The sequence below is a fragment of the Variovorax sp. RCC_210 genome, assembly GCF_041355175.1.
Taxonomy (GTDB): domain Bacteria; phylum Pseudomonadota; class Gammaproteobacteria; order Burkholderiales; family Burkholderiaceae_C; genus Variovorax.
Map to the genome: position 1 here is coordinate 186,424 of NZ_JBFUPJ010000014.1, position 21,137 is coordinate 207,560.

Sequence of the window (21,137 nt, forward strand, 5' to 3'; positions counted from 1 at the left end):
GGGGTCAGGCCTCGATGAGTTGGAAGAAGTCCCACAGCGGCTCTTCCATGCGCCGGCCGACCGCGCACAGTTCCAGGCTCGCGGGGCTGCCGTCGGCACGCACCGAAAGCCCGCGGCGCACGCAGCCGATGGCCCACTTGAGGTTGGAAAAAGCCTCCCAGAAACGCACGCGCACCGGGTCCACCGGGCTGCCGCTCGCGCGCTCGTAGGCGGCGTACAGGTCTTCGCGCGACCCGAAGCCGCCCGCCTCGCCCGCGCCGCCGAAGCGCCAGGTGCGCATGCACAGCACGCCCAGGTCCTGCATCGGGTCGCCGACCCGGGCAATTTCCCAGTCGAGCACGCAGCGGATGCCCTCGGCCCCGACGATCAGGTTGCCGGTGCGAAAGTCGGAATGCACGAGTGCGTCGCGCCAGTCGACCGGCAGGTTCTTGCGCACCCATTGCATCGCGTACGCGAGCGCCGGATGGCTGAAGCCCGTGCGTGCCAGCAGGTCGCCGTACACCTCGAGCTCCTGCGCGGGCGAGAGCCGCTGAAGAAAATGCAGCTCGGCGACCGGCATGGTGTGGATCGCCGCGAGGATGGCGCCCGCCTGCGCCGCCATTGCGCCGCGCGCACAGGCATAGGCCGGGTCGGACACGAGCTTGCGCCCCAGCGTCTCGCCCTCGACGCGTTCGGTGACGTAGCCGCGCTCGAGGCCGTCGTGCACATCGAGGATGGCGAGCACTACGGGTGCCGGCACGCCGTGCGCGCGCGCCGCGATCATCACGCGGGCGTCTTCGGCGGCGTCGAGCTTGGGCGCGGAGAGGCCGGGAGGGGCAGATGCAGATGCAGATACAGATACAGATGCCGATGCCGATGCCGATGCCGATGCCGATGCCGACGCGGTCGTCGTGGGCGTCTGCTGCAGGATCATCGGGCGGCGCCCGTCGGCCGTCAGCAGGTCGAACGACCAGGTCGTCTTGGTCGCGCCGCCGGTGAGCCGGCGCAAGCCCTCGACGCTGCCGTGCAGGCCCGCGTGGCGCTGCAGCGCGGCGGCAAGGCGGCGCCCGATGTCGTGGGGGGCGTCCACGTCAGATCTTCCGGCCCGCGGCCTGCCAGAACGGGTCGCGCAGCCTGCGCTTGAAGATCTTGCCGCTGTCCTCGCGCGGCAGCGCCGCATGAAAGTCGAAGCGGCGCGGCACCTTGTACCTGGCGATGCGGGCCTCCAGAAAGGCGCGCAGCACATCGGCGTCGGGCGCGGTGCCGGGCATCGGCTCCACGGCCGCGGCCAGCGATTCGCCCATCTCCTCGTCGGGTATGCCGAACACGGCGCAGTCGCGCACGAGCGGGCACTGCAGCAGCGCCGCCTCGATCTCGGCCGGATAGATGTTCACGCCGGCCGAGATCACCATGTCGGAGCGGCGGTCGCACAGGTAGAGGTGGTCGTCCTTCACGTAGCCGACGTCGCCGCAGCTGATGAGGCCGTCGCGCTCCACTTCCTTCCGCTTTTCGGGGTGGTTGTGGTACGTGAAGTCGGCGTAGGCGGGCACGCGCACGAAGATTTCGCCGACCTCGCCGGGCGCCACCGGCCGGCCGTCTTCCCCATAGAGCACCATGCGCGCATCGGGGGTGAGGCGGCCCACGCTGCCGGGGAAGGCGAGCCAGTCTTCGGGCGTGCTGAGCGTGGCGGTGCCGACCTCGGTGCCGCCGTAGGTTTCGTAGACCACCGGGCCCCACCAGTCCATGAGCGCGCGCTTTGTCTCGGCCGAACAGGGCGCGCCGGTGTGCGTCACCCACTTCAGCGAGCTCAGGTCGTAGCGCTTGCGCACGTCGTCGGGCAGCTTGAGCATGCGCACGAACATGGTGGGCACGGCCACCATGTGGGTGATGCGGTGCCGCTCGATGGCGGCGAGCACGGCCTCGGCGTCGAACTTGGTCTGCATCACCAGCACGTCGCAGATCGGCAAGGCCTGGCGTGCGTAGGCGTTGGGCGAGGCGTGGTACAGCGGACCGCCGATGAGCGCACGCACGCCCGGCTGCAGGCCGTACACGCTGCGCAGCAGTTGCACGTACGCGGCCGCCTGCTCCGGCGTGGCCGCGTTGCGCTTCACGCCCTTGGCCCGGCCGGTGGTGCCCGAGGTGTAGATCATGGTCGCGCGGCTGCGCCGTGGCGGGCCGTCCCATGGCGCGAAGGCTTCGAGCCAGGCGTTCCATTCCGTTGCATCGGCCGGCACCTGCGTCACGGCTTCGGCCAGCGAGAAGGCGCGAACCGCCTCGGGCGGCGTGGGCACGGTGATGACCACGGTGCCCGCGGGAATGTGCGCGCGCACTGCCGCGAGAAGGTCGGCATGCCCGACCAGCACCTTGGGCTCGACGTCGTTGACGATGTAGAGCACCTCTTCGGGCTTGCCGTGCCAGTTGATGGGCACCGCATAGGCGCCGAGCGCGGCGGCCGCCTGCTGCGCTTCGAAGAAGGCGAAGTCGTTGCGCAGCAGCAGCGCGATGGCATCGCCCTCGCGCACGCCCGCCGCATCGAAACCGCGCGCGGCGCGCAGGGCGCGCTGCATCAGCGCGTCGCGCGCCATGCTGCGCTGGTCTAGGAACACCTGGCTCATGTCTTCGTGTCTCCGTTGTCTGCGATCGAAAGAGCAGAGAACGTCGGGTCGGTCCACCACGGATAGAAACCCGGCATGCCGGTGCTCACCTTGTCCGGAAACCTGGCGGGGCGCTTCTCCTTGAACGAGGTCACGCCCTCCGCGCTGTCGGCCGAGCCGCCGCGCGATGCCAGCGCCGCGCTTTCGAGGCGGTGCGCCTCCATGGGGTGGCTGGCGCCCAGCATGCGCCACATCAGTTGCCGCGTGAGGGCCACGGACACCGGCGCGGCGTTGTCCGCGATGTCCAGTGCCAGGGCCTGCGCGCGCGCGAGCAGGTCGCCCGGTTCGCACACCTCGCGCACGAGTCCGCCGGCCAGGGCCTCGGCGGCGTCGAACACCGTGCCGCCCAGGCTCCATTCGAGCGCCTTCGAAATGCCCACCACGCGCGGCAGGAACCAGCTGGCGCATGCGTCGGGCACGACGCCCCGGCGTGCGAACACGAAGCCGAAGCGCGCATCGCTGGAGGCGATGCGCACGTCCATCGGCAGCAGCATCGAGGCACCGATGCCCACGGCTGCGCCGTTGATCGCACCGATCAGCGGCTTGGTGCAGGCAAACAGGCGAAGCGCGAGCACGCCGCCGCCGTCGCGGCCGGGCTCGTCACCCGGCTCGGGCGCGCGTGCCGGCGATGACGTATCGAACGCCCGCGCGCCTTCCGACAGGTCGAACCCCGCGCAGAAGGCACGGCCCGCGCCGGTGACGACGATGGCGCGCACGGCGTCGTCGGCGTCGGCCAGGTCGAGCGCCCGGCAGAGCTCGCGCCGCATGAGGCGCGTCATGGCGTTGAGCTTCTCGGGGCGGTGCAGCGTGAGCGTGAGCACCGGGCCCGAAAGATCCCAGCGAATGGTTTCGAACACGGCCTCGCTCATTGCATTTCCGCCAGCCGTGTCGCCTGGGCCTCGACGTCGCCGAAGAGCTGGTCGATCAGCGTCAAGCGGCGCAGGCAGTGGCCCACGGCGTATTCCTCGGTCATGCCGATGCCGCCGTGCAGCTGGATGGCCGCGTGGCAGAGGCTGCGGCCATGCCGGCCGATCATGAGCTTGGCGCGCGCGAGGTCGGCGCGTGCATCGCGTGCGTCGCGTGCATCGGGTGCATCGAGGTCGTCCGCTGCAATGGCCGCGGCCATTGCCATGCTGCGGCACATCTCGAGGCTGACCAGCATTTCCGCCGCCCGATGGCGCAGCGCCTGGTTCTCGCCGATCAGGCGGCCGAACTGCTTGCGTGTGTTCAGGTAGTCGATGGCGAGCCGGTAGGCCGATTCCATGGCGCCCACGGCATCGGCGCAAACCGCGGCGGTGCCAGCCGCCAGGGTCCCTTCGATGGCCTTCAGCGCCGCGCCGCCGTCGCGCGGGTCGCCGAGCGGCAGGGCCGCTGCAGCCGTGAAATGCAGTTCGCCGCCCGGCGTGTCGTCCACCATGCGGTGGGGGCGGCAAGCCACGCCGGGGGCGTTGGCGTCGACCAGGAAGAGGGCGAGGCCGTTCGCATCGCCCGGGGCGCCCGCGGTGCGCGCGCTGACCACGAACCGGTGGGCGGCCGTGGCGTGCAACACATTGCACTTGGCGCCGTCGAGACGCCATTGGCCGCCCTCTTGTCGGGCCGTGGTCTCGACCCACAGCGCAGCCTGGTGCCCGCCCGCCTCGTCGTGCGCCCAGGCCAGGCGCACCTCGCCGGTGGCCACGTCGGGCAGCAACTGCGCCTGCACGGCGTCGTCTCCGGCCAGCCGCAGTGCGGTGGCACCGAGCACGATCGATGCGAGAAAGGGCTCGAGCGACAGCGCGCGGCCCAGCTCCTGCATCACCGGCAGCAGGTCGACGGCGCCGCCTCCGAAGCCGCCGTGTGCTTGCGGCAAGGGGAGGGCGGTGAGCCCGAGCGCGCCCAGTTGCTGCCACACGGGCTGGCTCCAGCCCGCGGGCGTGGCGGCGATGGCGCGGCGCTGCTCGAAACCGTAGACGTCGCCCAGCAGGCGGGCCAGGCTGCCTTGCAGCGCTTGCTGCTCTTCGTTGAGTTCGAAGTTCATCGTGAACTACCCCAGGATCGTCTTGGAAAGAATGTCCTTCTGGACCTCGCTCGTGCCGCCGTAGATGCTGGCCGCGCGGCTGTAGAAATAGCGCATGGCCAGCGGCCCCGCCCAGTGCTCGGCGCCCTCTCCGTCGTGCGGGCGGCGCTCCATGGCCGCGGGCCCCGCGATGCGTTGCAGCAGCTGAGCGATGTCCTGCTGCAGCTCGGTGCCCTTCAGCTTCAGCACCGAAGCGAAGCCGGGCACCTTCTGCGCCGTGTCGGGCGACAGCAGAAAGCGCCAGTTGGTGATTTCGAGCGCGCGGATCTCGGCGTCGAGCATGGCCATTTCGCTGCGCAGTTTGGGGCTGTCGAGCAGCGGCTTGCCGGTCTGCGTGCGCTTGCCGGCGAGTTCGCGGGCATAGTCCAGCCGCTCCCGGCACAGGCCCACGTTGGCGATGCCCGTGCGTTCGTTCATCAGCAGGTACTTGGCGCAGTCCCAGCCGCGGCCTTCCTCGCCGACCAGGTTGTCGAGCGGCACGCGAACCTCGTCGAAGAACACTTCGTTCAGGTGATGCTGGCCGTCGATGGACGTGATCGGTCGAATGGTGATGCCCGGCGTGCGCAGGTCGATCAGCAGGAACGAGATGCCGTGCTGCTTCTTGCCCTCGCTGTCCGTGCGCACCAGCGCGAACACCCAGTCGGCCAGGTGCGCCGTGGTGGTCCAGATCTTCTGGCCGTTGACGACGTACTCGTTGCCTTCGCGCCTGGCCGAGGTGCGCAGCGAGGCGAGGTCGGAGCCCGAACCCGGCTCGGAAAATCCCTGGCAGAACCAGATGTCGAGGTTCGCGAGCTTGGGCATGAAGAAGCGCTTTTGCGCCTCGGTGCCGAACTTCAGCAGCACCGGCCCGAGCATGCCGACATTGAACACCTGCGGCAGCGGCGCGGGCGCGCGAAACAGCTCGTCGAGCAGGATCAGCCGCTCGGCCTGGCCGAGCTCGGCACCGCCGAACTCGCGCGGCCAGTGAGGCGCGGCCCAGCCTTTTTCGTTGAGGATGCGCTGCCAGGTCACGGTGTCCTGCTTGCGCGGCGGATGGCCCAGGCGCAGGCGCTCGCGAATGTCGGCGGGGAGCCGGTCCTTCACGAACTGGCGCACTTCGTTGCGGAACGCGGCTTGGTCGGGGGTGAGGTCTAGATCCATCGAGCGGGTGGCTGTGCCTGAGAGTTGCCTCGGAGGATCATAGCTGATACGTCTTCATTGGATCAACCATTAAGTCACTGCTGGTCCCTCTTTCTGTTCGCAGACCGTATTGACACATCGTGCAAACGGGCAACGGAAGCCATCGCTTTCCGCACAGCAGTGCCACGGCCGAGCATCACGGCGTCGGCTTCCACCGTTGTCTCGTTACTCGATGGCGTGGTGGCTCACCTCTACTTCGGCGTGAACGCAGGGAGGTATTCGAGGCGCGGCACGGTGTCGGCAATGCGCCCGGCCGAGGGGTGATCTCAATCGTCTCGCTATATTTCTGCGAATATAGTGACGATGCACCCCGTGGTATGGGGGAATGCCCTAGCGCGGAGCAGCAAGGCCTGTTCAATGATTTGCCGGCTTTGCTTACACCCACCCGACAAGGACCCGGTTCATGACCTCCACCACCACCGACACCACAACCTCATGGCTCGACGCCAAGACCTGGAACGGCCGCGCATTCAGCCGCGGCTGGCAGGCGCTGCAGAAGTCCAGCGACGTGATCGAGCCGGCCACCGGCCGGTCGCTGGGCTCGGTGGCCATGGCCTCGCCGGACGACATCGCCACCGCGTCGGCCGACGCGCGCGCCGCGCAGGCTGCGTGGGCCGCCACGCCCTACGACCAGCGCGCGGCCGTGCTGCGCAAGGCGGCGGAGCTGGCCGGTGCGAACCGCGAGGAAATCGTCGACTGGCTGGTGCGCGAAAGCGGTTCCATCCGGCCGAAGGCGGAGTTCGAGCTGCAGGTGACCATCAAGGCGCTGCACGAGGCCAGCGCGATGCCTTCGCAGGCGCAAGGGCAGGTTCTGCCTTCGGAGCCGGGCCGGCTGAGCATCGCGCGGCGCCGCCCGATCGGCGTGGTGGGCGTGATTGCACCGTTCAACTTTCCGCTGTACCTGGCCATGCGCGCGGTGGCGCCGGCGCTGGCGGTGGGCAATGCGGTGGTGTTGAAACCCGATCCGCGCACGGCGGTGTGCGGCGGCTTCAGCATCGCGCGGCTGTTCGAAGACGCGGGCCTGCCCGCCGGCGTGCTGCATGTGCTGCCCGGCGCCGGCGATGCGGGCGAAACGCTGTGCAAGGACCCGAACGTCGGCATGATCCAGTTCACCGGCTCCACCGCCGCCGGCCGGCGCGTGGGCAAGGTGGCCGGCGAACACCTGAAGAAGTTGTCGCTGGAGCTGGGCGGCAAGAACTCGCTCATCGTGCTCGACGACGCCGACATGGACCTCGCCGTGGCCAACACCACCTGGGGCGTGTACCTGCACCAGGGGCAGATCTGCATGTCGGCCGGCCGGGTGCTGGTGCATTCGAAGATCGTGGACGAGTTCACCCGCCGCATGGCGCACAAGGCCGCCAACCTGCCGGTGGGCGACCCTGCCAGCGGGCAGGTGGCGATGGGCCCGCTCATCAACCAGGGCCAGGTCGACCACGCCACCGACATCGTGCGCCGCTCGGTCGCGCAGGGCGCCAAGCTGGCAGCGGGGGGAGAGGCCAACGGGCTGTTCTTCAACGCCACGGTGCTGTCGGGCGTGAAGCCGGGCATGGCGGCGTTCGAGGAAGAGATCTTCGGGCCGGTGGCCTCCATCACCGCCTTCGACACCGACGAGGAGGCCGTGCGCCTGGCCAACCAGACCGAGTTCGGCCTGTCTGCGGCCATCATCTCGAAATCGGTCGGCCGCGCGATGGCTATCGGCGAGCAGCTGCGCGTGGGGCTGCTGCACATCAACGACCAGACGGTGAACGACGAGGTGGTCAACCCCTTCGGCGGCGTGGGTGCCTCGGGCAACGGCACCAGCATCGGCGGGCCGGCCAACTGGGAGGAGTTCACCCAGTGGCAATGGATGACCGTGAAGGACGCCGCGCCGCCGTACCCGCTGTAGGCCTTCGTTGAAAACGCGGCGGCCGGTGCCGCCGTTTCTCTTGCGATTTTCTTTGGGGGAGTGCGCCCACCGGCCGTAACCTTCGCCGCGCCGCACCCGAACTACGCTGCACGGAGCGCGAATTCGAAACGCGATGGAAGGCACGCCCTGCGCTATGCACATCCATACATATCGAAGCCGCGTACATGCCTGCACAGTCCTCACCTCCAAGGATGCATTCGCCATGAACCACCCTCATCACGCTCATCACCACCCCGGACGCCGTTTCGTCTTGAAGGCCGCCGCGTCGGCGGTCAGCCTGGCCGTGGTCGACGCCTTCGGCTGGAGCGCCGGCCTGGCGCATGCCGCCGACGCCGAGAAGTTTGAGGTGACCCGAACCGACGCCGAATGGCGCAAGCTGCTTTCGCCCAACCAGTACGCGGTGCTGCGCCAGGAAGGCACGGAGCGGCCGTACACCAGCCCGCTGAACGACGAGCACCGCGAAGGCCGGTTCAGCTGCGCGGGGTGTTCGCTCGACGCGTTTTCTTCCAAGACCAAGTTCGACAGCAAGACCGGCTGGCCCAGCTTCTGGCAGCCGCTGCCGAACGCGGTGGCCCAGAAGGTCGACAGCTCCGCCGGCATGACGCGCAACGAGGTGCACTGCCGCCTTTGCGGCGGCCACCTGGGCCATGTGTTCGACGACGGCCCCAAGCCCACCGGCCTGCGCTACTGCATGAACGGCCTGGCCATGAAGTTCACCCCCGGCGCCGCCTGATTTCCACGGACCTGCTCCCGCTCTCCCCATGCTTCTTTTCGTCGTCGCCTACCTGGGCGGGGTGCTGACCATCCTCAGCCCCTGCATTCTTCCGGTCCTGCCGTTCGTGTTCGCGCGCGGGGACCAGCCCTTCCTGAAAAGCGGGCTGCCGTTGTTGCTCGGCATGGCGCTGACCTTCGCCGGCGTGGCTTCGCTGGCCGCGGTGGGCGGCGGCTGGGCCGTGCAGGCCAACCAGTACGGGCGCCTGGCTGCGATCGTACTGATGGCGCTGTTCGGCATCACGCTGCTGTTTCCGCAGCTGGCCGAGCGGCTCACGCGGCCGCTGGTGGGTTGGGGTGAGCGGCTGTCGGCATCGGCCGAAGGCGACGGCTCGCAAGGGCGGCGTTCGGCCTTCGTCACTTCGCTGCTGCTGGGCGTGGCCACAGGCTTGCTGTGGGCGCCCTGCGCGGGCCCGATCCTCGGGCTGGTGCTGACCGGCGCGGCGCTGGGCGGCGCGAGCGCGCAGACCTCGTTGCTGTTGCTGGCCTATGCGGCGGGCGCGGCAACGTCGCTGGCGGGGGCGCTGCTGATCGGCGGGCGCGTGTTCAAGGCCATGAAGAAATCGCTGGGCGCGGGCGAGTGGATTCGCCGCGGCATCGGCGTGGCGCTGCTGTGCGGCGTGGCAGCCATCGCGCTGGGGCTGGACACCGGCGTGCTGGCGCAGCTGTCGCTCGCGGGCACTTCGTCGGTGGAACAGGCGCTGATCGACAAGGTGCGGCCGAAGAAGCCGGCCGGCCAGCCCACCGAAGAACCCGCCGTGGTCACGACCGGCCCCGACTCGACCGTGATGATGGCCGGCTCCGACGCCATGTTGGCCCCGGGCAACGCCATGATGGCGGCCAGCAACTCGATGATGATGTCCGCCGACAAGGGCGCCGGTACAGCCTCGCCCTCCGCCTTGCCCGTCGAAGGCAACGGCCCGTCGCTGGACGGCGCCGTGCAATGGCTCGACTCGCCGCCGCTCACCATGGAAGGCCTGCGCGGCAAGGTGGTGCTGGTCGACTTCTGGACCTACTCGTGCATCAACTGCCTGCGCGCGCTGCCGTACGTGCAGGCCTGGGCCGAGAAGTACAAGGACAAGGGGCTGGTGGTCATCGGCGTGCACGCGCCGGAGTTCGCCTTCGAGAAAGACATAGGCAACGTGCGCAAGGCCGTGAAGGACCTGAAGCTCGGCTACCCGGTGGCCGTCGACAACAACTACGCCATCTGGCGCGCGTTCAAGAACGAGTACTGGCCTGCGCACTACTTCATCGACGCGCAGGGCCGCATCCGCCATCACCACTTCGGTGAAGGCGAGTACGACAAGTCGGAGCAGGTCATCCAGCAGCTGCTGGCGGAGGCCGGGCAGGGCGCGATGCCCGGCGACCTGGTGAAGGTCGAGGCACAGGGCACGCAGGCCGCGGCCGACAGCCAGAACGTGAAGTCCCCGGAGACCTACATCGGCTACGAGCGCGCGGAGAACTTCGCCTCGGCCGGTGGCTTCGTGCAGGGCACGCCGCATGCGTACACGGTGCCGGCCGAGCTGAAGACCAACCAGTGGGCGCTCGGCGGCGACTGGACCGTGGCCGGGCAGAACGCGGTGCTGGGCAAGGCGCAGGGCCGCATCGCCTACCGCTTTCATGCGCGCGACCTGCACCTGGTGCTGGGCTCGGGCGATGGCCGCCCGGTGCGCATCAAAGTGACCATCGACGGCAAGCCGCCCGGCGAAGACCACGGCATGGACATCGACGCGCAGGGGTTGGGCACCGTGAGCGGGCAGCGCCTGTACCAGCTGGTGCGCCAGCGCGGCACGGTGGCAGACCGGCGCTTCGAGATCGAGTTTCTGGATTCGGGCGCGCAAGCCTACGCGTTCACCTTCGGCTGAAAAGAACGAAAAGAGGGCGAGAGCCGGCGGCAGGGCCATCGCCCGTCGGGCTACGCAGGGCAGCGCGTTCGCTGTATTCTTAGGGATACGACGAACCCGGTTTCTTGCCCGATGCTCAACCCGCCCTTCAAACGCCTCGTGTCGGCCCAGCCTGCCGGCCCCGAAACGGGAAACGCGACCCTGCGCAGGGTCGGCGACTGCTGCGATCCGGCCGAGGACGCCGACCGCCCGACGAGCGACGGCGCCGCGCCGCACGGCCGCACCCGGCTCTTCGACCTGGACACCCACTTCTTCTGCTCCGTCATCGGCACCTGCTTGAGCACGGCCGAGCTGCGCAAGCTGATGACGCGCATCGACACCGTGCAGGCCGACCTGCAGGGCGCGAGCGACCTCGACATCCACCACGACGCCGTGCGGCTCGCCACGCAGAACGCGGGCGTGGCCAAGGCCCTGCAGAAGGCGCTCGACCACCGGCATGCCACGGTCATCCAGCGGGTGTCGAAGCTGCACGACGCGGCTGCGCTGGTCGCGTTCTGGGAAGAGGCGCTGCGCCAGGGCGAGGTTCCGGGTGCCTACTGGGCCGTGCTGATGCACCGCAAGGCCACGGCCGAACTGCGCCAGCGCGTGTTCGGCGACGTGCACATGCTGTCGCACCTGGTCGGCGCGGCCAACCGCGCGGACATCCGCCGCCTGGTGGCGCTGGAGCGCGAAAACGCCGAGCTGCGCGAGCGGCTCGACCGCCAGCAGCTTCGCTCGCAGGAGCTGGCCGAAGAGAAGGACAAGACCCTGTCGCGGCTGAACCAGGCGTTGGTGCAGGTTCAATCGACCAGCCCCAAGCCCGCCTCCCCGCAGGACGAAGCAGAACTGGAACTCGCGGCGCGCATCCGCCAGGAAGAAAGCGAGCGCGCCGCGTCGCTCATCGCGGTGCAGACCGGCCGGCGCGAGCGCGCCGAGCAGGCGGCGGTGGCCGCGGTGGCCGACGCCAACCGCCTGAGCGAGGAGCTGGAGCACCTGCGCCAGCACGCCATCGCGCTGGGCCGCGAGCTTGCCGCGGCCGAGGCCCAGCTGAAGCTGCATGCCGGCGAGGCGGCGCCCAGTGCCTACCTCGACAGCCAGTTGCAGGGCCGGCGCGTGCTCTACGTGGGCGGGCGGCCCAGTTCGATGCCGGCCATTCGCGACCTCGTGCACCGGCACGGCGGCGAGTTCCAGCGCCATGGCGGCCGGCTCGAAGACCGCTCGGGCCTGCTGGCGTCGGCCGTGTCGTGGGCCGAGGTGGTGGTGTTTCCGGTGGACTGCATCGACCACGAATCGGTGGACAACATCAAGCGCGTGTGCGTGCGCCAGCAGGTGCGCTACATGCCCTTGCGCAGCGCGGGCATCGGCTGCTTCGCGGCGGCTTTCTCAAGCCCGGCGGCGGAGGGCGCGGCGGTTCAGGGGACACACGGGCAGGCTTCAGACCCGCCCATCTGCCGGCGCAACGGCTGAAAAGCGTCGTAGATAAACTCGGGCGCTCAATCACACCCCAGGAGTTCCCATGAAGATCAGCGCACGCAATGTCCTGTCCGGCAAGGTCGTTTCCATCGTTCGCGGCCCGGTCACCACCGAGGTGACGCTGGAGATCGCGCCCGGTGTGCAGATCGTCTCGACCATCACCAGCAGCTCGGCGCAATCGCTGAGCCTGTCCGAGGGGAGCCCGGCCTACGCGGTGATCAAGGCCTCGAGCGTGATGGTCGGCACCGACTGACGCCCATGCCCGAGCTGGCCCCCGCGCTCGAAGTCTTGGGCCTGGTGCCGAGGCCGAGCGTGCTCGCGCTCCCGGTGCTGCAGGACCTGCCCCGGCACGACCTGGGGCCCACGCAGGTGCTCTGCTATTCGGGCCGGCCGGTGGCGCAGGTCGACAGCTACGTGGGCGCGCGGCTGGTCGAGGTGCTCGATGCCTGCGGCCTTTCGGAGCGGCCGCGCTCCGAGCTCAAGCGCTGCGTGGTCGTCGCGCAGGGCAACGATGGCTACCAGGCCATCTTCAGCTGGAACGAGCTCTACAACAGCACCATCGGCGAGAAGGCGCTGGTGCTGTACGAGAAGAACGGCGCGCCGCTGGAGGCGCACCTGGGCCGCATCTGCCTCATTTCCGCCAACGATGCCCGGCTCGGGCCGCGCCACCTGCGCGGCCTGTCGCAGGTGGTGGTGAAGATGCTCTGACAGGCCTTTCAGGGCCTGCCAGGGCCCATCGAATCGGCGGCGACCGCTTTCAGGCTGCCTGCTTCGGCGCGTAGCCCAGCACCGCCTTCACTTCAAGGAACTCGCCGAATGCATGGTCGCCCCATTCGCGGCCGTTGCCCGACTGCTTGAAGCCGCCGAAGGGCGCGCTCAGGTCGAGCGCGGCGCTGTTGATGTTCACCTGCCCCGCGCGCAGGCGCGACGCCACTTTGCGCGTGGCCTCCGGGTCGGTGCCCGACACATAGGCTGCAAGGCCGTAGGGCGTGTCGTTGCCGATGGCCACGGCCTCGTCGACCGTGTCGTAGCCCAGGATGGTGAGCACGGGCCCGAAGATTTCCTCGCGCGCCACCGTCATCTGGTTGTTCACGTGGCCCAGCACCGTGGGCTTGACGTAGTAGCCCGTCTCCAGCCCTGCGGGCTTGCCCGGTCCGCCGGCCACCACGGTGGCGCCTTCCTCGATGCCCTTGGCGATCAGCGTCTGGATCTTGTCCCACTGCGTGGCCGACACCACCGGGCCCAGGGCCGCGCCGCTGGCCGGGTCGCCCACGGTGGTGGCCTCGGCCGCGGCCTTGGCGATGGCCAGCGCCTCGTCCATGCGTGCGTTGGGCACCAGCATGCGCGTGGGCGCGTTGCACGACTGGCCCGAATTGCCCATCACCCCGCGCACGCCCGCGGTCACGGCGCGCTGGAAGTCGGCATCCGCCAGGATGATGTTGGGCGACTTGCCGCCCAGCTCCTGGTGCACCCGCTTGACGGTGGGCGCGGCATTGCGCGCCACCTCGATGCCGGCGCGCGTGGAGCCGGTGAAGGACACCATGTCGACCTCGGGGTGGCTCGACAGCGCGGCGCCCACGGTGGGGCCGTCGCCGTTGACCAGGTTGAACACGCCCGCGGGCACCTGCGCGGCATCGAGAATCTCGCTCCAGACCACGGCCGAGAAGGGCGCGATTTCCGAGGGCTTGAGCACCATGGTGCAGCCCACGGCCAGCGCGGGCGCGACCTTGCAGGCGATCTGGTTCACCGGCCAGTTCCACGGCGTGATGAAGCCGCACACGCCGATGGGCTCGCGCACCAGCAGCGTGCTGCCGCGCTCTTCCTTGAAGCGGTAGCCCTTGAGCACTTCGAGCGCGGTCTGCAGGTGGGCCAGGCCCATGGCGGCCTGCGCGTCCTTGGCCAACGCGGCGGGCGCGCCCATTTCCTCGGTGATGGCCGCGGCCATGTCGGCGTAGCGCTTCTTGTACTCGGCCACGATGCGCTCCAGCAGCGCCACGCGCTCGTCCACCGAGGTCTGCGAGTAGCCGGCAAAGGCCTTGCGCGCCGCGCGCACGGCGCGGTCCACGTCGGCGGCGCTGCCCATCGCGATGCGGCCGGCCGCCTTCTCGGTCGCGGGGTTGATCACGTCGAGCGCCTTGGGCTTGTCGGTGTCCATGGGGGCGACCCACTGGCCGTCGATGTAGAACTTCAGGTAATCACGCATCGGTCTGTCTCCTGGTGGAATGAAGCGGCGTGCCAGCCAGCCGCCGGTGGCGTTGTGTTCCGCAGAATACATCGACGGGCCAAACGCTGTCTGTGGGGTTGTTGTCGCGTGCAGGACAGGGTCATCGATCCGGCGTAGCCTCTGCGGCCGTTGCGCCGTTTTGCCCTCTCGACCCGTTCGACCCGTTCGCCCCGTCCTTTCCCTCGTTGTCACATGGAGTTTCAAACATGATGAACAGAACCGACCCCGTCTGGCTGATCACGGGCTGCTCCACCGGCTTCGGCCGCGAGCTCGCCAAGCTGGTGCTCGCGCGCGGCTGGCGCGCCGTGGTCACCGCGCGCAATCCGGCGCAGGTGGCCGACATCGCCGAAGGCCATGGCGACCGCGCGCTGGTGCTGCCGCTGGACGTGACCGTGCATGAGCAGGTCGCGCACGTGGTGGCGCAGGCCAGGCAGCATTTCGGCCGCGTCGACGTGCTGGTCAACAACGCGGGCTACGGCTACCTCGCCGCCATCGAGGAGGGCGACGACAAGGCAGTGCGCGACATGTTCGAGACCAACGTGTTCGGGCTGGTCGACATGACCAAGGCCGTGCTGCCGCTGATGCGCGCGCAGGGCAACGGGCTGGTGGTGAACGTGTCGTCCATCGGCGGGCTCTCCAGCTTCGCGGCCACCGGGTACTACCACGGCACCAAGTACGCGGTGGAGGGCATTTCGGAGTCGCTGGCCATCGAGCTCAAGCCGCTGGGCATCGGCGTGCTCATCGTGGAGCCGGGGCCGTTTCGCACGAACTGGGCCGGCCCTTCGATCCAGCAGTCGGCCACGCGCATCGAGGCCTACGACGCCACCGCGGGAGAGCGCCGCCGGCAGACCGCCGCGCGCAGCGGCAACCAGGCCGGCGACCCGGTGCGCGCGGCGCAGGCCATCATCGACGCCGCGCTGTCCGACAAGCCGCCGCTGCGCCTGGTGCTGGGCAAGGCCGCGCTCGACCTGGCGCGCAAGAAGCTGGAGTTCATGCGCGGTGACTTCGACGCGTGGGAGTCGACCACGCTGGGCGCGGACTTTCCGCCCGGGGAAGGCTGAGCGCGCACAGAGAGCGGCTGGGCGTTCAGGTCTGGATGTAGTCTGCTGTTCCGCTCGCCGCGGGCTGCGCCGGTTGCGCCTCGCCGATCATCTCGCGCAGCGTGGCCTCGATGGTGCGCGACATCGCGTCCAGCGCCAGGTCGTTGGGCTGCGTGCCGAAGGGCTCCTCGATCTCCGCGCCCAGCGCTTCGAGCGCGAAGAAGGTGTACGCGATGAAGGCCACCACCACCGGCGTCATCGCGCCGATGGCGTCCACCAGCCCGAAGGGCAGCAGCACGCAGTACAGGTAGATTGTGCGGTGGATGATGACCGAATAGGTGAACGGAATCGGCGTGCCCGCGATGCGTTCGCAGCCGCCCAGCGCCTCGGTGAGGCGGCCCAGCGGCACTTCCATGGCCTGCGCCAGCATCGGGTCGAGCTGGCCTTGCAGGCGCCGCTCGCGCAGCCATTCGCCCACCATCAGCAGCAACATGGCGGGCTTGAAGCGCGCGGGTTGCAGGCGCGCGCAGTCTTCGGGCGACAGCAGCCGCGCCAGGTCGGCGGCCGGGTCGGTGCCGCGCAGCTGGTGGCGCAGCGCATGCACGAAGGCGATGAGGCGGTGCGTGGGCACGGCGGCATGGGCTTGCGCGGAGGGGCCCGCATCGGCCAGCGTGAGCACCTGCCGCACCAGCGAGCGCGTTTCGTTCAGCAGCGCGCCCCACAGCGTGCGCGCCTCCCAGAAGCGCGCGTAGCTCGTGCCGTTGCGAAAGCCCAGGAAGATGGCCAGCGTCAGCCCGATGAGCGAGAAGGGCACGAAGTTCAGCGGCACCTTCCACTGGAAGAGCCGCCCATGCAGCACGGTGACCAGCACCGCGAAGGCCGTGGTCCACAGCAGCTGCGGCGCGATGTCCCTCAGGACCGAGCCGCGCCATACGAAGAGCATGCGCAGCCAGTGGGGGCGGGGTCGGACGATCATGGGGTGGCGATTATCCCCGTGGCGCGCTGCCCGCGGCCACCACGGCGGCTCGCCGCTACAGCACGAACCAGCCCACCGCCACGTAGTGGCTCACCGTGCCCGCCAGCACGAACAGGTGCCATGCCCCGTGCGCGTGCCGGTAGCCCCAGCTGTTGCGATAGAAGAGCGTGCCCGTCGTGTAGAGCACGCCGCCCAGCAGCAGCCACGCAAGCCCGCCGCCGTCGAGCCGCGCGGCCAGCGGCACGGCGGCCAGCACGCCGACCCAGCCCATGCCGATGTAGAGCATCAGCGGCGGCTTCTGCGGCCCGGGCCGCGCGGTGTTCGGCGGCGCCAGCTCGCGCCAGATGCCGTACAGCGCGGCGCCCCAGATCACCGCCAGCAGCAGCGCGCCCCACACGCCCTGCAGCGTGACCAGCGCGAACGGCGTGTAGGTGCCCGCGATGAGCAGGTAGATGGCGCAGTGGTCGGCCCGCTCCCACATGCGCTTTCGCTGCCCGCGCGTGCTGTGGTACAGCGTGGAGGCCGCGTACAGCGCCACGGCGGACAGCGAGAACACCACCGCCCCCGCGATGCGCGCGGGGTCGCCGCTGGGCACCGTCTTGGCGAGCAGCAGCACCGCGCCCGGCAGCGCGAGCAGCAGCCCCAGCAGGTGGCTGTAGCCGTTGAGCCGCTCGCCCGGGTACATGCGCGTGCCGCCCGCCCGCCTGTCAGCGGCCGGTTTCCTTCAGGTAGGCCTGGCGCGCGGCGAAGGCGGTGTTCGCAAAGTCGGAGAACACGCCGTCGATGCCGGCGCGGAAGTACGCCAGGTACTCGGGCGTCGGGTCGCCCTTGTACACGCCGGCCAGGTACTTGGCCTCGTTGCGGAAGGTGTAGCTGTGCACGAACAGGCCGGCCTTGTGCGCGTCGGCGATCAGCGCGGTGGGCTTGATGGTGTTCACGTCGGCCAGGCCCTTGTTGGGCGTGACGAACGGCACGATGGTGTGCAGCATGACCTGCGGCTTCCACGGGCCGATGCCGTCGGCATAGGTCTTCACCTCGGCCAGCCCGGCCGGCGTGAGCATCTCGCCGAAGAACTTCGGGTTGCCGGCCAGCGTCCAGCTGTAGGGGCGGCCGTCGACGAAGGTGTAGACGTCGTTGGTCACGTAGATCATCTCGCCGGTCTGGTAGTTGACGTCGTTGCCGTCCACCAGCTGCACCGCGCGCGCCTTCAGGCCGGCCGAGCGCAGGTACTTCAGGCTCTCGGGCTCGAAGCTCTGCACGAAGATCGGCGCGTCCTTGCGGTTGAGGTCGTTGAAATTCATGATCTTCAGCAGCGCGTCTTCCAGCGGATGGCTACCCACCGGGCCGCAGCCGTTGGCAATGGCCTGCGCGTTGTTCCAGATCGGATTCTTCGTCTCCGGGTACACCGTGAGCGCGCGGCCGGTGGAGGCGCTCTTGGCCTTGGCGATGTCGATGACCTCCTGGAAGCTCAGGATCGGCAGCTTGCCGTTCAGGTCGGTGGGGCGCTGGTCCTTGGCGTCGTAGGTGGTGCCGCGGATCCACTGGCGCAGCTCGTCCATGGTGAAGTCGGTGATGGACCAGTCGTTGGTGTGGTCCTCGCCGTCGACCACGAGCGACTTCAGCACCGACTTCGGGTCGGCCGGGTCGGTCAGGTCGCTGTTGTACTTGGCCGGGCCGTTGGCGGCGATGGGCGGGTACTTCACGTCGACCAGCACCGGCGGCACGGTGCGCTTGCGGCCGGCAACGGTGGCGTTGGTCTTGGCGACGTCGGCCACGTTGGTGTTGTCGCTGAGCCAGGGGTTGTGGCGCGCGACGAGCACGCAGTCCTTCGTGAGGTGCAGGTCGGTCTCCAGCGAATCGGCGCCGGCGTCGGCCGCGGCTTCGTACGATGCTTTTGTTTCTTCCGGATACAGGCCCGGCAGGCCACGGTGGCCGATGACCAGGGGCACCGAGCCGTCGAGCGTGCCCAGCGGCGAAGGCATGGGGGCCGGCGCGGGCGCGGGGGCCGGTGCGGGCGGCAGCACGGGGAATACGATGCCGTTGCCATTGCCGTTACCGCCGCCACAGGCGGCGATCACGAGGCAGCCACCGAGCGCGGCGAAGGCAGCGCGAACGGGGCGGGGGGCGGGTGCCGGGGTGCTCTTCTTGGTCATGTGCGTTCTTGGAGTGGTTGTAAAGACAAAGATCGGAAGGAGATCGAAAGCCGCCGGATGCTAGGTTTGGCCCGTGACGGGACGGTGACCGCGGCGGCGTCGCAGAATCACGAACCCGCCTCTTTGCCGCGCCCTTTTGCCGACCCTTCGCCGGGCCCGCCGACTTTTCGAGATCGATGCCATGCCGCTTCCTCGCTTGCCCACCTCCCATGCATTGCGCGCATTGCGTGCATTGCATGCCTTGCCCGCATTGAGGGGCGGCCTGCTGGCCCTGCTCGCCGCGGCCCTCTTCGGCATCAGCACGCCGCTGGTGCAGCGCGCCGGCGAAGGCCTGGGCGCCTTCACCACGGCGGCGCTGCTCTATGCCGGTGCCGCCTGCATGGGCGCCTGGCTGCGCAGGCCCGTGGAGCGCGAAGCCGCCGTGCGCCGCGCCGACCTGAAGCGGCTGTGCTGCATGGCGCTGTTCGGCGCCGTCGTCGGGCCGGTCGCGCTCGCATGGGGCCTGCAGCACACCAGCGGCACCAGCGCCTCGCTGATGCTCGCGCTGGAAGCCCTGTTCACCGCCGTGCTGGCGCGCACGCTGTACCGCGAGGTGATGGACCGGCGCGTGGCCGCCGCGATGCTGTTGCTGCTCGCGGGCGGCCTGGTGCTGGTGGTCGACCGCGGGCTGAGCGGCGGCGTGCAGCTGCTGGGGCTGCTCGCCGTGCTGGCGGCCACCGCCGCCTGGGGCATCGACAACACCTTGTCGCGCGCGCTGGCCGAACGCGATCCGGGCCAGGTGGTGCTAGGCAAGTCCGCGCTGGGCGCGGGCGCCACGCTGGTGCTGGCGCTGCTGGCCGGCGAGCCGCTGCCGCACGCGCCGGCCGCGCTGGCGCTGTGGGTGATCGGTGCCTGCGGATACGGCCTGAGCCTGCGGCTGTACCTGCTCGCGCAGCGGGCCTTCGGCGCGGCGCGCACGGGTTCGGTGTTCGCCTTCGCGCCCTTCATCGGCGCGCTGGTGGCCATCGGGCTGGGGGAGCGTGCCCTGAGCGCGGGCATGGCGGTGGGTGGCGCGCTGATGCTGGCGGGCGTGGTGCTGCACCTGGCGGAGTCGCACGGCCATGCGCACGACCACGAACTGATGGAGCACGAACACGCGCACCGCCACGACGACGGTCACCACGATCACAGTCACGATCCGATGCCCGCCGGCGAGCACAGCCATGCGCACCGGCACCTGCCGTTGCGCCATGCGCATGCGCACGTGCCGGACGCGCACCACGCGCACACGCACTGAGGCCTGTGTGGTGCTCCGGCGCTACAGCCGCGCGCGCGCAGCTGTAGCGCACGTCACCTGCGTCGACGGCACGCTGACGCCGTAGCGGTCAGGCCGCCGTCGATGCGGGGCGCGTGCCCACCAGCACCGGCTGAAAGAACGCACCGTCGATGCGCCGCACGTCCACCAGCCCGGCCTCGCGCATCAGCTCGCACAGCCGCGTGGTGGAGATGGCGTAGTACCGCGAACGCATCACGCGCGTGCGCACGGCCTGCGTCGCGAGGTCTTCGGTGACGAAGAAAAAGCCCAGGTCGTAGTGCGCGCCGCGGCCTTCGTCGTCGAAGTCCCACACCTGGAACAGCACGTGCCGCTGCCCGTCTTCCACGCGCGCGCCGTAGTGCTTCACGAGGTTGGTGCCGCGCGGCTCCCGCGCGTAGTCGCGCACGCTCACCACGCAACCGCCGCCGGGGCGCAGGCAGGCGGCCATCTGGCGCAGGGCCGTGAGCAGGTCGTCGTCGGTCTGCAGGTGCGGCATCGAGTTGTCGCACGACATCACGATGTCGAAGCCGCCGCCGTGGTGCGTGTGCGCCTCGCGCATGTCGGCCACCGAGAAGGCGATGTCGAGGCCGCGCTCGCGTGCCTCGTGGCGCGCGCGCTCGACCTCGCGGGCGGACAGGTCCGACGCCGTGACCGCATGGCCGAGCGCCGCGAGGCCCAGCGTCTGCGTGCCGATGCCGCAGGACACGTCGAGCACCTTGCGCGGCACGCCGTGGCCCTGGTCTTGACCGTCGGCGCCAGGCCATTCGCTGTCGATGAGGCGCGCGAGCTTCTCGCCCTGCGCGGCGACGCTCTGGTTCCAGTCGGGATAGATCAGGTGATAGAGCGGCGCGAGTTCGTCGTAGAAGTCAGTCATGGGGCGAGTGTGCGAGTGGCCTGGCATGGTACCGGTCGGCGCCCGACGCCAGCGGCCGACAATGCGCGCCACGCACCATGTTCAAACACATTCAAGCCTTCGCCTTCATCGCGTCCCTCGCGGCATCGGCCTTCTTTTTCTGGGCCTGGTACGAGCGCTACCTTCGCTGGGACTTCAACGAACTGGGACGCCACTACGACGTCGACACGCAGACGGTCTACACCACGAGCGGCTTCGCCTGGGCATTGCCCGCCTTCGGCTGCCTGCTGCTGGCCGTGGTGTTGCTGGCCCGCGCGTGGCGCCGTCGCCGCGGGCGTTAGCGCCCGAAGCTGTTGACGTGCACTTCGACGATGTCGACGAACTCGGGCAGCTCGATCAGAAACTCAGCGTCGCGCGCCAGCGGCGCCACGCGCCGTGGATCGCCGCGCGTGGCGTGCATGGCCTGCATCTCTTCCATGGAGCGCCAGAACGACACGGTGCGGAACTCGGCGGTGTCGCCCTTGAGCTTGCGAAAGTACTGCACGCCGAGGCAGTCGGGCTTCTTCGCGATCTCGGCGATGCCGTGCTCGACGCTGTAGCGCAGGTACTCGTCGGCGCGCGCGATGGGTGTTCGGCCCTCCCAGATGCGCCCGATCAGCGGGGTGGACAGCAGTTTGCATTCGACGGCCATGGGGT

General features: G+C 69.6%; 20 protein-coding genes. 9 read left to right on the forward strand and 11 right to left on the reverse strand.

The features are described 5' to 3' along the window. Window positions 1-4: 4 nt before the first annotated feature. From AB6807_RS30600 to AB6807_RS30620, 5 genes are read right to left on the reverse strand one after another with little or no spacing between them, the layout of a single operon-like run. Complete coding sequence (locus tag AB6807_RS30600; RefSeq protein ID WP_371087513.1) at window positions 5-1,069, reverse strand: phosphotransferase family protein; 1,065 nt, start codon at window positions 1,067-1,069, stop codon at window positions 5-7. Between the two features lies 1 nt (window position 1,070). Further along, window positions 1,071-2,594, reverse strand: a complete 1,524-nt coding sequence (locus AB6807_RS30605) for an acyl-CoA synthetase (protein WP_371087514.1) — start codon at window positions 2,592-2,594, stop codon at window positions 1,071-1,073. After that, window positions 2,591-3,502 carry an enoyl-CoA hydratase-related protein gene (locus tag AB6807_RS30610; RefSeq protein WP_371087515.1) on the reverse strand — a complete coding sequence of 304 codons (912 nt, stop codon included), beginning with the start codon at window positions 3,500-3,502 and terminating at the stop codon, window positions 2,591-2,593. Before AB6807_RS30610 ends, AB6807_RS30605 begins: the two co-directional genes overlap by 4 nt. Continuing rightward, on the reverse strand, window positions 3,499-4,650 hold the full coding sequence (locus AB6807_RS30615) for an acyl-CoA dehydrogenase family protein (protein WP_371087516.1): 1,152 nt from the start codon (window positions 4,648-4,650) through the stop codon (window positions 3,499-3,501). The genes AB6807_RS30610 and AB6807_RS30615 overlap by 4 nt, the downstream gene beginning before the upstream one ends. Before the next feature lie 6 nt (window positions 4,651-4,656). Next, on the reverse strand, window positions 4,657-5,829 hold the full coding sequence (locus AB6807_RS30620; RefSeq protein ID WP_371087517.1) for an acyl-CoA dehydrogenase family protein: 1,173 nt from the start codon (window positions 5,827-5,829) through the stop codon (window positions 4,657-4,659). A gap of 442 nt (window positions 5,830-6,271) precedes the next feature. On the opposite strand from AB6807_RS30620, the gene AB6807_RS30625 reads away from it, so the two are divergent. The 6 genes from AB6807_RS30625 to AB6807_RS30650 all read left to right on the forward strand — a co-directional run bounded on the left by AB6807_RS30625 (window position 6,272) and on the right by AB6807_RS30650 (window position 12,609). After that, a complete protein-coding gene (locus AB6807_RS30625; protein ID WP_371087518.1) occupies window positions 6,272-7,753 on the forward strand; it encodes a benzaldehyde dehydrogenase in 1,482 nt (493 codons plus the stop codon). Between the two features lie 223 nt (window positions 7,754-7,976). Beyond that, the gene (gene msrB / locus AB6807_RS30630) at window positions 7,977-8,507 is read left to right on the forward strand and encodes a peptide-methionine (R)-S-oxide reductase MsrB (RefSeq protein ID WP_371087519.1); all 531 of its coding nucleotides are present in this window, start codon (window positions 7,977-7,979) and stop codon (window positions 8,505-8,507) included. Window positions 8,508-8,535: 28 nt separating this feature from the next. Continuing rightward, entirely contained in the window at window positions 8,536-10,410 is a 1,875-nt protein-coding gene (locus AB6807_RS30635) for a cytochrome c biogenesis protein DipZ (protein ID WP_371087520.1), read from the forward strand. A 111-nt stretch (window positions 10,411-10,521) separates the two neighbouring features. Beyond that, window positions 10,522-11,895 (forward strand): DUF2325 domain-containing protein, encoded by a 1,374-nt coding sequence (locus tag AB6807_RS30640; protein WP_371087521.1) that lies wholly within the window; start codon window positions 10,522-10,524, stop codon window positions 11,893-11,895. A gap of 49 nt (window positions 11,896-11,944) precedes the next feature. Then, a complete protein-coding gene (locus AB6807_RS30645; RefSeq protein ID WP_116911936.1) occupies window positions 11,945-12,154 on the forward strand; it encodes a molybdopterin-binding protein in 210 nt (69 codons plus the stop codon). A 5-nt stretch (window positions 12,155-12,159) separates the two neighbouring features. After that, window positions 12,160-12,609 (forward strand): hypothetical protein, encoded by a 450-nt coding sequence (locus AB6807_RS30650; RefSeq protein ID WP_371087522.1) that lies wholly within the window; start codon window positions 12,160-12,162, stop codon window positions 12,607-12,609. Window positions 12,610-12,658: 49 nt separating this feature from the next. Here the strand turns inward: AB6807_RS30650 and AB6807_RS30655 are convergent, their stop codons facing one another. Then, on the reverse strand, window positions 12,659-14,104 hold the full coding sequence (locus AB6807_RS30655; protein WP_371087523.1) for an aldehyde dehydrogenase family protein: 1,446 nt from the start codon (window positions 14,102-14,104) through the stop codon (window positions 12,659-12,661). Between the two features lie 227 nt (window positions 14,105-14,331). On the opposite strand from AB6807_RS30655, the gene AB6807_RS30660 reads away from it, so the two are divergent. Further along, on the forward strand, window positions 14,332-15,186 hold the full coding sequence (locus AB6807_RS30660) for an oxidoreductase (RefSeq protein ID WP_116911934.1): 855 nt from the start codon (window positions 14,332-14,334) through the stop codon (window positions 15,184-15,186). Between the two features lie 25 nt (window positions 15,187-15,211). Here AB6807_RS30660 and AB6807_RS30665 read toward each other — a convergent pair whose 3' ends face one another. Genes AB6807_RS30665 through AB6807_RS30675 form a run of 3 tightly spaced genes read right to left on the reverse strand, consistent with a single transcriptional unit; the run spans window position 15,212 to window position 18,294 of the window. Beyond that, window positions 15,212-16,141 carry a bestrophin family protein gene (locus AB6807_RS30665; RefSeq protein WP_371087524.1) on the reverse strand — a complete coding sequence of 310 codons (930 nt, stop codon included), beginning with the start codon at window positions 16,139-16,141 and terminating at the stop codon, window positions 15,212-15,214. Between the two features lie 55 nt (window positions 16,142-16,196). After that, entirely contained in the window at window positions 16,197-16,826 is a 630-nt protein-coding gene (locus AB6807_RS30670; protein ID WP_116911932.1) for a hemolysin III family protein, read from the reverse strand. 22 nt (window positions 16,827-16,848) lie between these two features. Continuing rightward, window positions 16,849-18,294 carry a glycerophosphodiester phosphodiesterase family protein gene (locus tag AB6807_RS30675; RefSeq protein ID WP_371087525.1) on the reverse strand — a complete coding sequence of 482 codons (1,446 nt, stop codon included), beginning with the start codon at window positions 18,292-18,294 and terminating at the stop codon, window positions 16,849-16,851. Between the two features lie 181 nt (window positions 18,295-18,475). Between AB6807_RS30675 and AB6807_RS30680 the strand changes: the two genes are divergently transcribed. Beyond that, window positions 18,476-19,570 carry a DMT family transporter gene (locus tag AB6807_RS30680; protein ID WP_371087526.1) on the forward strand — a complete coding sequence of 365 codons (1,095 nt, stop codon included), beginning with the start codon at window positions 18,476-18,478 and terminating at the stop codon, window positions 19,568-19,570. Between the two features lie 88 nt (window positions 19,571-19,658). On the opposite strand, the gene AB6807_RS30685 is transcribed toward AB6807_RS30680, so the two are convergent. Further along, complete coding sequence (locus AB6807_RS30685) at window positions 19,659-20,462, reverse strand: class I SAM-dependent methyltransferase (RefSeq protein WP_371087527.1); 804 nt, start codon at window positions 20,460-20,462, stop codon at window positions 19,659-19,661. A 77-nt stretch (window positions 20,463-20,539) separates the two neighbouring features. On the opposite strand from AB6807_RS30685, the gene AB6807_RS30690 reads away from it, so the two are divergent. Further along, window positions 20,540-20,782 (forward strand): hypothetical protein, encoded by a 243-nt coding sequence (locus AB6807_RS30690; protein ID WP_371087528.1) that lies wholly within the window; start codon window positions 20,540-20,542, stop codon window positions 20,780-20,782. On the opposite strand, the gene AB6807_RS30695 is transcribed toward AB6807_RS30690, so the two are convergent. Beyond that, window positions 20,779-21,132, reverse strand: a complete 354-nt coding sequence (locus AB6807_RS30695) for a hypothetical protein (protein ID WP_371087529.1) — start codon at window positions 21,130-21,132, stop codon at window positions 20,779-20,781. The two genes, AB6807_RS30690 and AB6807_RS30695, sit on opposite strands and share 4 nt — an antisense overlap. Window positions 21,133-21,137 lie beyond the last annotated feature (5 nt).

Coding starts and splice junctions, on each gene's coding strand:
- AB6807_RS30670 (WP_116911932.1), bottom strand. CDS start 16,826: ATGTACCCGGGCGAGCGGCTCAACGGCTACAGCCACCTGCTGGGGCTG.
- msrB (WP_371087519.1), top strand. CDS start 7,977: ATGAACCACCCTCATCACGCTCATCACCACCCCGGACGCCGTTTCGTC.
- AB6807_RS30680 (WP_371087526.1), top strand. CDS start 18,476: ATGCCGCTTCCTCGCTTGCCCACCTCCCATGCATTGCGCGCATTGCGT.
- AB6807_RS30610 (WP_371087515.1), bottom strand. CDS start 3,502: ATGAGCGAGGCCGTGTTCGAAACCATTCGCTGGGATCTTTCGGGCCCG.
- AB6807_RS30690 (WP_371087528.1), top strand. CDS start 20,540: ATGTTCAAACACATTCAAGCCTTCGCCTTCATCGCGTCCCTCGCGGCA.
- AB6807_RS30645 (WP_116911936.1), top strand. CDS start 11,945: ATGAAGATCAGCGCACGCAATGTCCTGTCCGGCAAGGTCGTTTCCATC.
- AB6807_RS30675 (WP_371087525.1), bottom strand. CDS start 18,294: ATGACCAAGAAGAGCACCCCGGCACCCGCCCCCCGCCCCGTTCGCGCT.
- AB6807_RS30620 (WP_371087517.1), bottom strand. CDS start 5,829: ATGGATCTAGACCTCACCCCCGACCAAGCCGCGTTCCGCAACGAAGTG.
- AB6807_RS30685 (WP_371087527.1), bottom strand. CDS start 20,462: ATGACTGACTTCTACGACGAACTCGCGCCGCTCTATCACCTGATCTAT.
- AB6807_RS30615 (WP_371087516.1), bottom strand. CDS start 4,650: ATGAACTTCGAACTCAACGAAGAGCAGCAAGCGCTGCAAGGCAGCCTG.
- AB6807_RS30665 (WP_371087524.1), bottom strand. CDS start 16,141: ATGATCGTCCGACCCCGCCCCCACTGGCTGCGCATGCTCTTCGTATGG.
- AB6807_RS30640 (WP_371087521.1), top strand. CDS start 10,522: ATGCTCAACCCGCCCTTCAAACGCCTCGTGTCGGCCCAGCCTGCCGGC.
- AB6807_RS30650 (WP_371087522.1), top strand. CDS start 12,160: ATGCCCGAGCTGGCCCCCGCGCTCGAAGTCTTGGGCCTGGTGCCGAGG.
- AB6807_RS30655 (WP_371087523.1), bottom strand. CDS start 14,104: ATGCGTGATTACCTGAAGTTCTACATCGACGGCCAGTGGGTCGCCCCC.
- AB6807_RS30605 (WP_371087514.1), bottom strand. CDS start 2,594: ATGAGCCAGGTGTTCCTAGACCAGCGCAGCATGGCGCGCGACGCGCTG.
- AB6807_RS30660 (WP_116911934.1), top strand. CDS start 14,332: ATGATGAACAGAACCGACCCCGTCTGGCTGATCACGGGCTGCTCCACC.
- AB6807_RS30635 (WP_371087520.1), top strand. CDS start 8,536: ATGCTTCTTTTCGTCGTCGCCTACCTGGGCGGGGTGCTGACCATCCTC.
- AB6807_RS30625 (WP_371087518.1), top strand. CDS start 6,272: ATGACCTCCACCACCACCGACACCACAACCTCATGGCTCGACGCCAAG.
- AB6807_RS30695 (WP_371087529.1), bottom strand. CDS start 21,132: ATGGCCGTCGAATGCAAACTGCTGTCCACCCCGCTGATCGGGCGCATC.